The 14343-nt window shown below is 61.4% G+C and carries 15 protein-coding genes and 3 pseudogenes; 5 read left to right on the top strand and 13 right to left on the bottom strand.

All coding sequences use genetic code 11. From position 1 onward, the window contains the following. Positions 1 to 294 precede the first annotated feature (294 nt). The 8 genes and pseudogenes from AC1DYK_RS23820 to AC1DYK_RS23785 all read right to left on the bottom strand — a co-directional run. A complete protein-coding gene (locus tag AC1DYK_RS23820) occupies positions 295 to 903 on the bottom strand; it encodes a hypothetical protein (protein ID WP_478168532.1) in 609 nt (202 codons plus the stop codon). Further along, a complete protein-coding gene (locus AC1DYK_RS23815; RefSeq protein WP_478168531.1) occupies positions 848 to 1711 on the bottom strand; it encodes a helix-turn-helix domain-containing protein in 864 nt (287 codons plus the stop codon). The genes AC1DYK_RS23820 and AC1DYK_RS23815 overlap by 56 nt, the downstream gene beginning before the upstream one ends. Positions 1712 to 1722: 11 nt before the next feature. Next, a complete protein-coding gene (locus tag AC1DYK_RS23810) occupies positions 1723 to 1905 on the bottom strand; it encodes a hypothetical protein (RefSeq protein ID WP_478168530.1) in 183 nt (60 codons plus the stop codon). Then, complete coding sequence (locus AC1DYK_RS23805) at positions 1905 to 2723, bottom strand: phage antirepressor KilAC domain-containing protein (RefSeq protein WP_478168529.1); 819 nt, start codon at positions 2721 to 2723, stop codon at positions 1905 to 1907. Before AC1DYK_RS23805 ends, AC1DYK_RS23810 begins: the two co-directional genes overlap by 1 nt. Continuing rightward, the gene (locus AC1DYK_RS23800; protein ID WP_478168528.1) at positions 2723 to 2971 is read right to left on the bottom strand and encodes a hypothetical protein; all 249 of its coding nucleotides are present in this window, start codon (positions 2969 to 2971) and stop codon (positions 2723 to 2725) included. Before AC1DYK_RS23800 ends, AC1DYK_RS23805 begins: the two co-directional genes overlap by 1 nt. A gap of 161 nt (positions 2972 to 3132) precedes the next feature. Then, on the bottom strand, positions 3133 to 4056 hold the full coding sequence (locus AC1DYK_RS23795) for a hypothetical protein (protein ID WP_478168527.1): 924 nt from the start codon (positions 4054 to 4056) through the stop codon (positions 3133 to 3135). 94 nt (positions 4057 to 4150) lie between these two features. Next, complete coding sequence (locus AC1DYK_RS23790; RefSeq protein ID WP_478168526.1) at positions 4151 to 5491, bottom strand: tyrosine-type recombinase/integrase; 1341 nt, start codon at positions 5489 to 5491, stop codon at positions 4151 to 4153. A 267-nt stretch (positions 5492 to 5758) separates the two neighbouring features. Beyond that, positions 5759 to 6079 (bottom strand): annotated as a pseudogene (locus tag AC1DYK_RS23785) (low molecular weight protein tyrosine phosphatase family protein); the annotation flags it as partial. Positions 6080 to 6191: 112 nt separating this feature from the next. On the opposite strand from AC1DYK_RS23785, the gene AC1DYK_RS23780 reads away from it, so the two are divergent. After that, a complete protein-coding gene (locus AC1DYK_RS23780) occupies positions 6192 to 6824 on the top strand; it encodes a chemotaxis protein CheB (RefSeq protein ID WP_478168525.1) in 633 nt (210 codons plus the stop codon). Between the two features lie 35 nt (positions 6825 to 6859). After that, complete coding sequence (locus AC1DYK_RS23775) at positions 6860 to 7405, top strand: hypothetical protein (protein WP_478168524.1); 546 nt, start codon at positions 6860 to 6862, stop codon at positions 7403 to 7405. Between the two features lie 242 nt (positions 7406 to 7647). Here AC1DYK_RS23775 and AC1DYK_RS23770 read toward each other — a convergent pair whose 3' ends face one another. From AC1DYK_RS23770 to AC1DYK_RS23755, 4 genes are all read right to left on the bottom strand, one after another. Further along, the gene (locus AC1DYK_RS23770) at positions 7648 to 8166 is read right to left on the bottom strand and encodes a peptidoglycan recognition protein family protein (protein WP_478168581.1); all 519 of its coding nucleotides are present in this window, start codon (positions 8164 to 8166) and stop codon (positions 7648 to 7650) included. Between the two features lie 106 nt (positions 8167 to 8272). Then, positions 8273 to 8755, bottom strand: coding sequence for an Hcp family type VI secretion system effector (locus AC1DYK_RS23765; protein WP_478168523.1), 483 nt, complete (start codon positions 8753 to 8755; stop codon positions 8273 to 8275). A gap of 169 nt (positions 8756 to 8924) precedes the next feature. After that, on the bottom strand, positions 8925 to 9236 hold the full coding sequence (locus AC1DYK_RS23760) for a hypothetical protein (RefSeq protein WP_478168522.1): 312 nt from the start codon (positions 9234 to 9236) through the stop codon (positions 8925 to 8927). Positions 9237 to 9552: 316 nt separating this feature from the next. After that, complete coding sequence (locus AC1DYK_RS23755) at positions 9553 to 9780, bottom strand: helix-turn-helix domain-containing protein (RefSeq protein WP_478168580.1); 228 nt, start codon at positions 9778 to 9780, stop codon at positions 9553 to 9555. Between the two features lie 359 nt (positions 9781 to 10139). Here AC1DYK_RS23755 and AC1DYK_RS23750 point away from each other — a divergent pair. After that, positions 10140 to 10662: pseudogene (locus tag AC1DYK_RS23750) on the top strand (helix-turn-helix domain-containing protein). Positions 10663 to 11623: 961 nt separating this feature from the next. Here AC1DYK_RS23750 and AC1DYK_RS23745 read toward each other — a convergent pair. Then, positions 11624 to 11890, bottom strand: a pseudogene (locus AC1DYK_RS23745) (hypothetical protein); the annotation flags it as partial. Between the two features lie 597 nt (positions 11891 to 12487). Here AC1DYK_RS23745 and AC1DYK_RS23740 point away from each other — a divergent pair. Next, positions 12488 to 12727 (top strand): hypothetical protein, encoded by a 240-nt coding sequence (locus tag AC1DYK_RS23740; RefSeq protein ID WP_478168521.1) that lies wholly within the window; start codon positions 12488 to 12490, stop codon positions 12725 to 12727. A gap of 597 nt (positions 12728 to 13324) precedes the next feature. After that, positions 13325 to 14343 (top strand): OmpA family protein (locus AC1DYK_RS23735; protein WP_478168520.1); only part of this gene is annotated, 1019 nt, incomplete at its 3' end.

Genomic DNA, 14343 nt, shown 5'->3' with positions numbered 1-14343 from the left:
CGGGCGGGCGATCATGGCTCTCGGCGATACCGGGGGCGTGCGAGTTCCCCAGATCGCATTCATAAAAATCCGGCAAGACCCCGCCTTTGCTGGCACGAGGAAGTGTTGCGCATAGCAATTGCTATCCATTTGCTACCCGCCTTGCCACGGCTTTGCCACACAGTCGCTCCGATTTTGGTGCGCAGAGGAGAATTCTGGGCGACATGCGCGCCCGTGCATTGGTGCCCTTCGTCGAGGACCTCAGCAAACACCTGTGCGTGCTCGCTGTCCGGCAGATGCGTAAACGACGCCGCGCTAACTCCCGGGCGTCGGCCGGAAGGTGGCCCGCAGCGCGCGGAGCTGTTCCAGAACCGCTTTGGACGGCGGACTGGTTTTCACGGTTTGCTCGAGGCGCATTGCCGGCGGCGGCACTCCGTCGCCAAAGCCGATCGCCAACTCGCGCTTCAGAGCGGCTGCCCAACGCTTGCGGTTTTGTTTGAGGTCGCCGCCACGGAGCTCGAATGGCATGGAGCAAGCGGCGCGGTAGATCGCAGGATGCGTCCATTCACCGATGGCGCCTTCGTCGCGCTGGCGCATGCAAGCCTCGGCCTCCCACCACGCTTGTTCCGGATCAAGCGCCGGCCGGCACTGCGCGGCAAATTCCCCGAGCGTCGGCGCGAAAGTGCGCGCGGCACAAGCCGCGAGCCCGCGTTCCAACTCGTGGCGGCGGAAGCCCGCCAGACGCGTCGCCCACTCGGCTTGCACGTCCGCTGCCGGCACGCCCGCATAGAGGTCTGCCAACTTCGCGCCGAACTGTGCGTTCAGGCTGCGAAACACCTCAGCGACCGCGCGTTGCGGCAACGGAGGATCAGGCGGCAACGACGCGAGCTGGGATGTCGAAAGTGCGGTCATAACGGTTTGCATGGAATTCTCCTGTGTCTGCCAATCCCGAGAGGGTGGCGGCGCGGCGGTCATAGAGCGTTTGTCGACCGGGCGGCGCGCCGCCGCCGCGACCATTGCTTGCTGCCGGCTGTTCGCGCTCGCCCGAGCCCATGCGATCAACCTTCGCCCAGTTGCCGCGGATGGCGTTCATGAAGGCTTGGTCCCAGTCTGCGTACATAGCGCCCCTGGCCTTGGCGTAGCCGACGAAGTGCTCCAAGTGCGATTCGAGGTCAGTGAAGCCCTTCACGGTCGACCATGCGCGAACCTGATCGGAAATGGCGAAGTCATCAGGCAATGCGAATTTCTTGGATGCGGAGACCTTCTTTGGTTTCTTGGTGGTTACTTGATGGGTAATGGTGGGTTGAGTAGCACGGGTGCTACCCGTCGGCTGCATGGGTGCTACCCCTCCTGTGCATCCATGCGACCCGTCCGCCGCATCCATGCGACCCGTCGCACCGGCGCTACCCGTTGCATCCATGTCGCCCGTTGGGGTCGCGTAGACGCTGCCCCTTGGTGGTTTCGGCTGGGCGAGGCGATCAACGTGGAGCTGGTAGTGCGGGACTGTCCCTGGTGCACCTCCGTTCGCGTGGGACACCACCGACAGCAAGCCCTCGTCGATCAGCGAGTGCATGTGACGTTGGGCTTGCGCTCGAGACAAGTTGCAGTCTCCGGCGATGCTTGCCATGGACGGAAACAGGCTGCCACCGTCATCGTTGCAAGCGTCCGCCAGCTTCATCGCCACCAGCTTGCGGCCGGCCGGCAGGATCTTGGTGGCCCAAACGCGCTTCATGACGCGAATGCTCACAGGGCACCCCCGATCTGCTGCAGGAAGGCGCGGCCAGCACTCAAGTCATCGAGCAGCCGCGTCAGGTCCCAGCGCGGAGCGCGATAGCACACGGTGCCATCCGCGCAGGTCTCGCGGCTCAGCAACGCGTACTGGGCCGCCGGGGTGGCGAAGTCTTTCGCGTCGTACGGCGTGTTCACTAGGCATCGCCTTGGATCTGGTGCTTCGCCCATTCGCCAGCGATCCAGGTAACGCCCTTGGGCGTGAATTTCGCCTGGTTGTAGGCGTGGCCACTTGGCGAGGAAGTGCCGGCCTTCACGACAAAACGCCCGGCATCGAGGTGAGGTGCATAGGGCATGCGCTCGCCGTCCAGGCGATACATGATGCGGGCGCTCTCGAGCCACGGCCCAAACTCGCGCTCATTGGCGCGCAGCAGCTTGCAGACCTCGCGGAAGCCTTTGCTGCCAGTGGACGATACATAGTTGTCGACGAAATGAGCCTTGGGTGCCGCGACGGCAAGCTGCGCGGCCTGCGCCTCGATCTGGTCGGCCTGCTCGGCGGCGAGGCGAAGTGCCTGCGACATCGTCTGCGGGACTCGCATCGGTGCGCCGCCTTCCAGTTCCTGCCAGCGATCGACCAGCTTGGCGGTGAATTCCGGCGACAGTTGCGCGACGATCACGTAGCTGTCGCGCTTGCCGATCAGGTACTGCTGAGCGGGACGCCCGAGGCTGTCGGCGTATTCCTCAATTTGAGGGAGACCGATCACGCCACGGTCGGCTAGGGTTTCGATGGTGCGCTTCACGTTGTCATGGCGCTTCTCGACGAGATCCGCGATCTCGCGGCTGCTCATCAGCACCGGCATCACTTGCGCTTTAAGCAAAGGGTGTTGCTGCGCCTCGTCGACTGCGCGGCGCACGTTGGCCGTGTGGTGCGGGGCTTCGCAACGGCGGTTCTTACCGATAAACTCGCGCTTGTTCGGGGCGCTCGGCATTGCTTTGGTGGTGTCGGGCGTTTTCATTACTGAACGCCCAGGACGCGCTTGATTTCAGCCACCGGCCAGGCGAGGCGACCGTGAACCCGGATCGGGCGCAACGGGCCGCACTCGAGGCAGGCCCAGGCCCGCATCGTCTGCGGGCGGCGGTCCAGGTAGTAGCCGGCCTGTTCCGTCGGGACCGTGGGGCGGGTCAGGGACTCCAGCGACGGGTACTGCTGGGGCTCAGTAGCAGCGCGGCGGGTTGCGGCGCTGTGGAGGGTCGCGGTTTGCATGTTGCGTCTCAAACCCAGCGGCACAGGCTGGGTATCGACGAATTTTGAAAACCCCGTATTTATGCGAATGCCCCCGGGGTTCTAGAATCGAGCATCCATGCGGGTTTGCGGCACATGACCCCGTATTTTCCGGGGTTCACCCCCGGGGTTCTGACAGCGTTCTAGTCGCTGTCGAAGTATTCGGCTTCATAGGATTTCCACGTGTCCAGCCAAGGCGCCAACGCGGCTTTGGTTTGGAATTTGGCGCGGACGGATCGAGCCTGCGTATCCCCGCCCCTTATCAGCGCTGCGCCGATCAGCACGGGGTCCCATCGGGTTTCACTTAGTCCACGACGGGCTGGAACAACAACGCACGCCCGAAGCCATTTCGGCTTGTCGCCCAACGGCTTCTTCCAACCAGTTTCATTCCAGCGCAGGCCGTTGAAGCAAAACGCTATGTCACCCGTGGTCAATGGCTCCGGCCGGGCTAGATCCGGGAGATGTAGCACTTCAGGGCCATCGTCAAGACTCTCGACGATCTCACGCATGGGGTTGGATGTCGTGGCTCGGGACTCGAACCCCTCCATCACGACGCTGCGAAGCTCCGGCGACGCCAAAAACGGGTTCAGGTCGAGCAAGACGCGAGCATCCTGCACGTCCGGGGACATCCATTCCGGCTCCTCGCCGTCGGCCGCGGCCACCAATAGCGACTCGCCTTCTGATCCGTGTCGGACGAGATAGCGAGGTTCAAACTCATCCCTCCATACGAACGAACCTGGCGGAAGCAAGCGGATCGACTCCTGTCTCCATCGCTGGTACCCCTCTTCGTGAGTGATCACGCCGGCTTCTTCTTCAGACTTGAGACGCTCGTGCAAGGCGGCGAGTGATCGGCAGGCAAAGTTCTCCCACCAGATCGGTCGAAACGTATGAACCTCACCTTCCTCTATCCAGTACGTCTTCAGCCCCCTATAGCCGAAGGAGTGTTCATCCGCCTGGGCGAAAGCGTCAGCCAGTTCGTCGGGACCCATGGAATCCCAGTTCGTGGCGAAAGGGATAGCCCGGACTGGAATCGCCTCACGGCCACCTATGTCAACAATGATCTTCACACGCACCCCTTCCGGTGCCCTTCAAAGGGTGCCCCAGCAGGCGGGTGAAGGTGTCCCGCTTTTCAGCCGCTAAACCTAGCTGGAGCGAAAACGTTCAGGCAGATCTCTTCCGGAGAGTCGTCACATTGCTGACACGCCCTTCGGGAACCGCATCAAAATCCAATGGCAGGACAGCCGTCTCCACGATGAACCGCTCGACCTGCGCCATATATGGCCGAAGTTGGTCGATGGTCCGCGGTTTGTACTTCTCAGCCATGCTACTTGGCCGATGCCCCATGATTTGCGCAATGGCGCCTGCCGGGCAGCCCGCGGCCTCGCCCATGAGGGCAAACGTGCGGCGCAGCCCGTGAATAGTTACGTGCGGCAGGCCCCCATGGGCAAGCACCTCGGCATGGGCGCTGCGCGGATCTGCGATGCGACCCGCCTTCGCAACCCGCGCCGCAAAGACATGCGGGTTGTCCTGGAGGCGAGGCAAGGTTTGGAGCAGGTGTTGAAGGTACGGCGCGAGGGGCAGCGTCCTTGTATCCCCAACCTTGTCCGCAATCGTGAGCCGCCCCCAGCGAAAGTCGATGTCGGTCCACTTGAGCGCTGCAAGCTCTTCGCGCCGTGCGCCGGTCAAGAGAAGTCCTTGAAGGTAAACACCAGCGGTCGTGTTTCGCAGGTGACCCACGCCGGCGAACCACGTCGCCAACTGGGCCTCCTCGATGGCGTCCGTGCGCCGGCTGCCAGCACCTGAGTGAAGCGCGTCTTGAACCTTCGCATCTCGAGCGGCGAGCGGGTCGACGATGCCGTCGTACTCGTCCTGAGTACTGCACCAGCGCAGAAAGCCCGAGAACATCTGGACGGCGCGCGCCGCCTGCACCGGGCCGCGTTCTGCTTGACGCTGGTGCCACGCGCGCAGGCTCTTCGGATTGATGTCCTTCAGACTGGTCGAGAGCAGTGCGGCGATCGGGCCAGGCAAAGTCACGCCCTTGCCACGCTTCTTCGGTTCGCCCCCGACGGACGCCATCTTGTGCAGGTCGATCAGGTAGCGAGGCTTCCAAGCGGCCTTTTTCTTGGGCTTCCCGCGGGCCAAATATTGGAGCCACGCTTCGCCGACCGTCACCGCCTGTTGCCGTTCGGCGTCACGCTTCGCCACGTCGGCGGCGACGACCTCGGCCTTTACCTCGCGCGGGTCACGACCTTCATCAATTTGACGCTGCAGTTCCCTCGACTTGGCCTGCGCGTCGGGGATGCGCCACACCTGGGCGTCGCCGATCGTGATGCGCAGGCTCTTGCCTTGATAGACACTCTGGAAGATGAAGGCCGGCGTCCCGCGCGGCGTAGCGCGCAGTCCGAGCCCAGGCGCCTTGCTATCCCATAGGAACGCCTGCGCCTTCCCAGGCGGACACGAAAAGCCGGCGACGCGCGGCGCGGTGAGTGCAAGTTTGGCCATTCAGCCATTCTCTTACATCGGCCCAGGAAGTAACGGCCGATGTAAGAGAATTTTCGATATTCGGATCAACAGCGATGCGTCAATCACGTCGATTGTTAGGATTCTCCCTCTGACGCTTCACTCGGAGATCAACATGAATCAACGAACATCCATCCGTTTATTTGCTCATTCGTAATGAGAAGGTCGGGTGTTCGATTCATCTCTCCGGCACCAAACAAAAGCCCCTGATTCGCAAGAGTCAGGGGCTTTTTGCATTTGTCGGCACACAGGTCGCAGATGCCTCCCCACCTTCTGCTGCAGCAGCGTCACGAGTTCAGGCTGCATGAACTGATACCGATCAGGGACATCCAGGCAAACGACTTTCTTTCCTTGTAAGGACGCCGCGAACCTCTGCCTGAGCTTGGCCCGATGCTGCTTCTCCATCACGAAAATCAGATCGGCCCATTCGACTTGCTCTGCACTCAGCACGCAGTCCGCATCGGGCGCGAGGCCGGCGGAATCCGTTTCGACTCCCGGGCCGGCGAACAGGTCTTGGGCGGTGGGACTGCGGAGCTTGTTCCTGCTGCAGACGAAAAGCACGCGTTGCACGGACGATGCCCAAGCGACGCTAGCCCGGCAGCCCTCAGCGCATTGCCCCACTTTCAGTGCAAAATCGCATGATTTGGTCCGGGTTTGACCGACACTGTGATTGGGGTTTCAGATGCGAGGCGAAGAAGGCAGGCTCCCACCCGCGATTGACTGGCTCGTTGTGATGACGGGGGGTGAAGGCTCAGCGAGAGCCGCATCCACTATTCTTTGCAGTCTGCCCATCGACTTTCCTGCTCCCATTATTCTCGCTCTGTCACTCGAAGAGGAGCTAAGCCAAGAATTCAGTCGAACTCTCAAATATCAAAACGGGCCTCGAATGACCTTTGCCCGTGAAGGTTTGACACCGACAGCGACGAACTGCTACGTCGCACCTCCGAACAGCAGCATCTTCATCAAGGCTGACGGCACCATTGGGCTTTCGAAATTGACGAAGCACATAAGCGTCCCCGGCGACTTGGCCCTAGGAACAGCAGCGGCGGTCTATGCGAAGAGAGTAATTGGGGTAGTGCTCAGCGGAGAAGGTCACGACGGTACCAGAGGGCTCACGGAGGTTACCAAGCAGGGTGGCATTCGAATCGTGCAAAGCCCCAGCAACTCGCAGCGCCCCCAAATGCCGTCCAGCGCCGTACTGGGCGACCATCCAAACTACATAGCGATGGTGGACGACATCGCCGCTGTTCTGAAGAGGATTGTGCAGTCGCCGATGCGGCGCCTTATGGGCGATTCCCCGCAGCGGAGTAGCTGACCCGAAGGCCGGATGCGCCGGATTCTGCCGGACGGTTGAGCGCCACGGAACAACCTGAACCGTATTGCTCGCACCGTCTGGCCGCCTTCAATGAGAGCCCCTGGCAGGTTCAGCGCCTGCGGCGCTGGTCGCTCAAGATCACCTCAACGGTTTCCGTATTCCTGGTGGCGGGCTTTTTCGTTGCCGACGGGGAACCGCCTGATCTGCCCGATGTTGGACCTGAACCGACTGATACCGACGTGGCGCGGGCTACGGCCCGCTGTGCAGGTTTCATCCGCACTGCTTTGCGACCCCGCCCTTTTGTGTGCGAACTGCCGTCAGGTTCCGCCCGCCGTAGCCCCACCATTTTTTACGCCACCCCATGCGAATTTTGGCGTCGCTCCGATTTGATGTCAGCATTCTCCTTCTTCGGCATATCCGTAGGTGCATGCATTGGGGTCATGCCATTTGTTGTTCTTGTAAAACAAATAAACCACATCACCTTTGTTAAAAGTGAATCTCGCGACACCACTGGAATACATAACCCACGCTCCAAAAGAATCGTCGCTGAACCTCAAGGAGCCGTACGCATAGCAATTTGAGTAGCGCTCGTGCAGAATCTTGTCGGCCTCAACCGGATATGCTTGGTTAAAAAAACGAATAAGTTGTTTTTTTGTTGGCTTAAACCTCTTGCACGCCCTTTCGGCGGCTTCATTTTTTAAGTTTTCGTCATGCTGGCCGACTGCCTCAATTTCAAGGCTCTTGACAGTTCGGGCGTAACCGTGCCCTGTCATGAAAAGCGCAAAGCAGAGGACGATCACTCGCCCTGGCATGATGCTTGGCCTCACCATTTCGCGCTAGACGCTTCGGTCGGCGTTTTTCTTGCAATGTCCGGGTGTTTGTGGATCTCGGACATAGAGACATTCAGAGTCTCCGCAAGTTCCTTGACCAGCCATTTCAGTGATGCATTCTGCTGTTCATTGACAACTTCATACTGCGGATACCGTTCGCCTGGAACGTTTTTTGAGGCGCCTACAATTTCAATCCCGATAGAATCCATATTGAGAGGGTATCTGTCAGGCCATTTCTTTTTATATTCTCGATTTGAGATTTCCTGCGGCCTCCATCGGTCTTCCAAGCTCTTAACATGCTTGAATTCCGCCGGGGTGCATTTTTGAGTATGAAGACACCTCGATTGAGCCAGTCCCACATGATGGGTCACTTTATAAAGCGAAGCAGTTTGATAGATGGTTCCGTCTCTATCGATGAGAAAATGGGCGCCCTTCGCCCCGACTATCTTGTAGCTATTAAAAGCTGATTCGGCGGTAGGTCCGTTCGTTTGGTGCACCACGATGCCATTCACCGCATCCAACTTTCCGCGCTCGATTTTTTCAAAAAATCTTCACCTTGATTTTTTCTGCATCGACGATTCCGCCACGGCTGATGAAAAGAGTCATTCCTAATCTCCCTTAGCTTTCGCGATTTTTTTGAATGTCGTAGCTTGCCGATACGGTGCCACCGGAGCCGCCCTGCTGGTTCTGAATGACGTATTCCTGCTTCACGCGGGCAAAAGCGAGGCTGACTGCTTCTCTCGCTCGCGACATGGTGGCAGTGAGCGCTGGCGCAACCTTGGTGACGATCACATCACCCATCGTGATAGTGAGGTACTCCAGCGGCGAGCCTCCGGCCTTTCTGACGACAAGGGTGGCCGTGTCGATGTGCTTGCCCGTCAGGCAATACTTGAGCAGATTGGGGCTCGCTCGATCCACGTAGTGGTCAAAGGTCAGGTCGCTGACGGTGGCCTTGCCTGCGCCGCCCCCGCTGCCGGCGTGCATGGTGGATTGCTGGGTGATCTCCCACTCCCAATCCAAGACTTCGATTTCATCCCTATGACTGGCGTCTTGTGATTCACCGGTAATGCCGGTCAGCTTCAAGAAAATATCTTGCGACATGGATTTTTTCCTCCCTGAATGTCAGGCAAGCGACGTGCGCTTGACCGGCTCCACGGTATCGCATGGCAAGCGCAACCAGTATTGACTGCTGCACTTTCGGAACACTCTCCGACAAAACAAGACCTGTCTCGCATCGCCGCCGAGTCTTGGAACAATTGAGCGCGCGCCCTCATACAGCGCGAAAGCGGTCGCAGCGGTGCAACATGCCGATGGGCAGCGGAGCGCCGTCAGCACAGCGTCTCGCGTTGCCATGACGGCACTCGGCGCATGCTCGCCAGTCATCGCCCTCGCGGTCGCGCTGGGTCAGGCGGTCGGCAAGCATCTCGCTCACATCGGCGCCGATGCGCTGCCGCTGAAAGTGATCGACGCGGCGTTGCAGCATTTCGATCTCCGCGCCATTCATCGCGGCGTCTGGGCTCGGGTCGTTCGGCCAGCACCAGCGATCAGGATCGGGCTCGTTGGCGGCCTCCAGCCAACTCACCAGTCTTGTAGGCGCGAATCAGTCCGCGCAACTCGTCGGTGATCCGGCTGCGCGGTGTGACCGTCAGGACCCGCCCAGGCGCCACCTCCAGGCGCAGGCCGGCCGCGCGCAGGATATCGAGACGCGGCGCTTTGCCTTCCTTAGTTCACCGGTTTTCCCACGGGCTCCAGCGCTTTATCAGTTGGCCTGTCGAGATTGCCAGTCCGACCAGCGCGACCGACCAAGCATTGACTCGTGCTGGGAAGACTTCTGGGCTTTTTTTGCAGAGCCGCGCTGCGTGGAACTGAGCGGCCCTGACGTTGCGTTCAGCTCGCTTCTAGCGTCGAACGGAATTTGACGCTGCCAACCTCTCCATCTCGAGAACCAAGACGGATGGCTTCACACGAAGCGCGTCAGCCAATGCACAAATCGTGTCCAAGGCAGGTGGACTGACCCCACGCTCGATGCGCGACACGAAGCTCGGAGACAACGCGGCCTTGGCCGCGAGTTCGGCTTGACTGAGGCCGCGCTCTTTGCGCCGCATCTGAATCGCCGCCCCGAACAAAGCTATCCGATCTGCCAAACGTCCTCTTTCAATACGCCACTCTTGGCGAAAAAGAAGTTTGCAGTAGACTCATGGGCATATATGCCCACTACTGATGGGCACAGGGAGATGAAGATGTCTAGAGCAAGCCGCTGCTATCGTTCGGCGCCCGAATCCTGCTCGCCGCTCATGCCGCCCAATTCGCACGTGCCAGCGCCCCGGGGAGGAGCAACGGCATGACAAGACGAATCGCCTCCCCCTTCCCCACCGCCAAGCCCTTCAAACTTCCGCCGTCCCTCGCGCTCCCGCGCCCCGCACCACCGAAGCCCACCCGCAGCGAATCCGCCTCCCTCATAGGCACCCAGATACGCGCCCTGCGCATCGCCAGCGGCGCCTCCGGCGGCGAACTGGCCCGCCGCGCGGGCATCTCCCGCTCGCTGCTCTCGCGCATCGAGCACGGCGTGGTCTCACCCTCGGTCGAGACGCTGGCCCGCATTTCCGCCGGCCTGGACGTGCCGATCTCGCGCTTCTTCTCCGACCAGCCCCCACCGCTCCGACTTCTGCCATGTGCGCGCCGGCAAGGGCATCCTGGTCGACCGCATCGGCGCGGTGGCGGACTACCGGTACGAGTTGCTCGGCCACCTGCTCTCGGGCAACCTCTTCGTCGAGCCCTATCTGGTCACGCTGCTGCCGGGCGCAGAGCCCTACGTCACCTTCCAGCATCCCGGGCTGAAGTTCGTCTACCTGCTCTCGGGTTGCATCGCCTACCGCTACGGCACCAAGGTCGTGAACCTCGATGTCGGCGACTCGCTGCTCTTCGATGCCTCCGCGCTGCATGGCATCGAGCACATCGGCTCGCAGCCGGTGTCTTACCTTTCGGTGGTGTTCACCTTCAGGCGATGACTTCCTCTACGGTGGCCTATCGACGACTTGCGACTCTGCGCAGGCTCGGACGGACCCGAAGAGCCGCTGCCTCTGGCAGCGACTCGGGGCGCCGCAGGCGCTTCGAGGGTGTTTCATCTCTTGAGAGGCGGCAGGCGCAGTTGGGAGGGCATCTCGGACGTCTCGCACTGAACCCAGCGACCGCCTCCCCACATGAGCCCTCGGGGGAAGGCATCGCCTGCACGAACGCTGCGCCCGGCCTTCAGTTGGCGTTCTTCTTGGGACGTCCAGCTTTCAGCGGGGACAGCGAATCGAGCGCACCATGCAGTTGGGCGTCGGTGAGTCGTTGAAGCGCCTGCAGCCCGGCTCGCAGAAGTTCATTCTTCTTGACGGGCCGCCTGAAACCTAGCGCGCGGACCTTGAGGACGGCAATCAGCTCGAAGTCCTGTTCGGGCATCGTGAAATCGTCACGCACGAGCTTGGCTTTGATTTTGGCGTCCGGGGACAGCGTATCGAGCGCACGATGCAGTTGGGTGTCGGTGAGGGTTGTTGAAAGGGCCTGCAGCCCGGCTCGCAGAAGTTCATTCTTCTTGACGGGCCGCTTGAAACCTAGCGTGCGGTCCTTGAGGACGGCGATCAGCCTGAAGTCCTGTTTGGGCATCGCGAAACGGTCGCGCACGAACTTCGCTCTTGTCTTGGCGTCGTCGCGCACAGCATCGGGCGTGGCTGTGCGCAAGGAGGTCGTCGTTGCCGGTTCTGCCGCAATACGGGGTGAGACCGGTGGCGGCGCGACCACGGCCTTCACCGCCTTGGCCTTCGAAGGTCCAGCCTTCTTCGCTGACATCTTCTTCTGGGGCAGCGCGGCGGCCTTGACGCCGACTTTGGTCGGTGCCGTCCTCTTGGTCGGTGTCACCTTCTTGGCCGGTTCTGCCTTCCTGGTCGGTGCTACCTTCTTGGTCGGTGCCGCCTTCTTGGTCGGTGCCGCCTTCTTAGCCGATGCTGCCTTCTTGGTCGGTGCCGCCTTCTTGGTCGGTGCCGCCTTCTTGGCCGATGCTGCCTTCTTGGTCGGTGCCACCTTCTTGGCCGGTACTGCCTTCTTGGCCGGTGCAACCTTCTTGGTCGGTGCTGCCTTCTTGGCCGGTGCCGCCTTCTTGGTCGGTGCCGCCTTCTTGGCCGGTGCTGCCTTCTTGGCCGATGCTGCCTTCTTGGTCGGTGCCGCCTTATTGGCCGGCGTCGCCCTTTCTGCCGAGGACGGAGTGACCGCCGATTGTGTCGGCACGGTCGTTCGAGACGATGGCGTCTTGGCGGCCGGCTCGCTGGTGGCGGCTACTTCGACACTGGGCCACGGCGCCTTGTTGAACTCCAACACCTCACGAGCGACCAGCACCTCGGCTGGCGGGTTCGATGCCAGTTCCGTTGCGACAGGGATTGCAGCCTCTGCCGGCGGCTGGACCGGCGGACCAACCACTGCCGGCTCGGTTGCGTCGTTGGGCTCGGAAACCGATGGGCCGTTGGTCGCGCTGATGGAAGTCATCAAATGTCTCCAAGCATTGATTCAGTGATCGACACGGCATTTTGGTCGCCTTGAGTACCTCCATCAATGGTTTGCGCCCCTCGCATAGGTCCCCATGACGCGTAGAAGCCGAAGCGCGTGGGCTGCGATTGACGCCAATGGATGCCCGACGTGCGGGCCAAGCTGGAGGCTGCCGGCATCGAAATCCAGGGCGGAACGCCGTCGGCGCCGAGTGGCCACCGTGATGGCGTGTGTTCAATGCTTGATGTACATCAAATATTGAGGACGTCGAGGGCCATGCAATGACCTCTCGCACGGAAGGAAAGAGAGTTCATGACTCAGGAAATCCTCAAGCGCGTGGTCGACGGGCAACTGCCGATGCACTTCCTCGTGCCTACGGACACTGCCCGCCTTCAGGACCTGCGCGACGCAGGCTACTGGAAGGTCAGCTTTGAGCCGTTCCAGCGCAATCATCGGACCTCGGCCACGGTCGCGGAAGTCACGCCACTGGGGCGCACGGCAACCAGATCCTTCGGGTATGGGTATGGGTACGGATCCGGTGCGCGCCACTAGCGGGCTCAAAACCGTGATTCCGCGTAGTGAGCTGAAGGTTACCGTTCGTCAGTGCGGGCCGAACAAGTTCTGTTGGGAACTGCTAAGACAACCGAGCAGCGGTGGCCTTGCGGAACCTATTGCCCTGTCATCGGAGCATTACCGGGACTACGACCAGGCGCTCGATGCAGGATTTGTGGCGCTCCAGTCACGCTGCTCTTAGCCGCGCACCCAAACGGCCGGTCTACAGATCGAAGTTCGCGTGTGATCCAAGCGAAGCAACCGCTGCAGAGATAACCGTCAACTGACGTCGGCAGCGGCCGCCGAACAGGACAAATACCTCGCGCTGATCTGCCCTGGCACCGCTCCCGAACGTTCAAGCGAAGCGCTTGAAAGCTGCGAATCTGCAAGCGTCTCCAACGCAGCCGCGGTGCGCAAACCGCGCGGCGCGGCACGCTGAAATATGTGAAACCAAAGGTGCCCTGCGCCTGCTGTGCGGACGATCCAGTCAGTCGCATGCACGCGAAATGCCGGCTTGCCCATCCATCTTTCGGCCTATTGGCTTGGACTGAAGCTCTCATCAACACTGACCCAGTACTACTTCGTGAGGAGGTTTTCATGTTCGATCGACGCACCTTCGCGGCTTGCTGTGTACTTGCCATCCCGTATGGCGCCTGCCTTGCGCAGACCACATACACAGCGGACCAGTACTTCGACGACCGCTGGTACATCACGCCCTTCGGTGCCTACGTTCATCCGGACGGTGACCGCAACGCCGACAACGGTTGGGGCGGAGGCGTGTCCATTGGCAAGCCGATCAGCCCCAGCTGGAACATCGAGTTGCGTGGCCAGTACGAGGAGCTCGACGGCAATTTCGGTACCGGCTTTGGCGCCTTCAACAGCACTGACAAGTACAAGAACTGGAGCGGCACGCTCGACGCGCAGTGGTTCTTCCTGGGCCGCCAGGGGATCAACCGCTGGCAGACGAACAGCGTGCACCCCTATCTCGTGGGCGGGATCGGTGCCATCGACAACAAGGTGGAGCGGGCGTTCGGCATCAACGACAGCCACTCGAGCTTCATGGCCAACGCGGGCGTTGGCATCGTCTGGCCGTTCTCCTCCTGGGGCCGCATGGTGGCCGACGCACGCTACCGCTATGTCGACAACGCCAACAACAGCAGGACGCAAAACCGGCAGAGCATGAACGACTGGCTSTTCTCGGTGGGCCTGCAGATCCCCTTCGGACCCGCGCCGCGCGTGGCGCAGGCGGCCCCGCCGCCCGCCCCGCCGGCGGCAATGCCACCGCCACCGCCGCCGCCSCCTCCGGCCGYGCGCAGCTTTGAGCTCAAGGCCGACGGCACGTTCGCGTTCGGCAAGTCGGCCTTGACGCCTGCCGGCCGCACCCGCATCGACAACACGCTCGCGGAGCTCAAGTCCTCGGGCATCCGGCTGCGCTCGATCTCCATCGTCGGGCACACCGACCCGATAGGCAGCCTCGAGTTCAACCAGCGCCTGTCCGTGGCACGGGCAAACTCCGTGCGCGACTACCTGGTCAGCCAGGGCGTGCCGGCCAACGTGATCCAGACCGAAGGCCGCGGCCCGGCGGACCTGAAGGTCACCGAGGCCGATTGCATGCA

The sequence above is a fragment of the Variovorax sp. P2_H12 genome, from assembly GCF_056403395.1.
The sequence above is the reverse complement of the archived record's forward strand: the minus strand, read 5'-3'. Positions and strand labels throughout refer to the sequence as shown.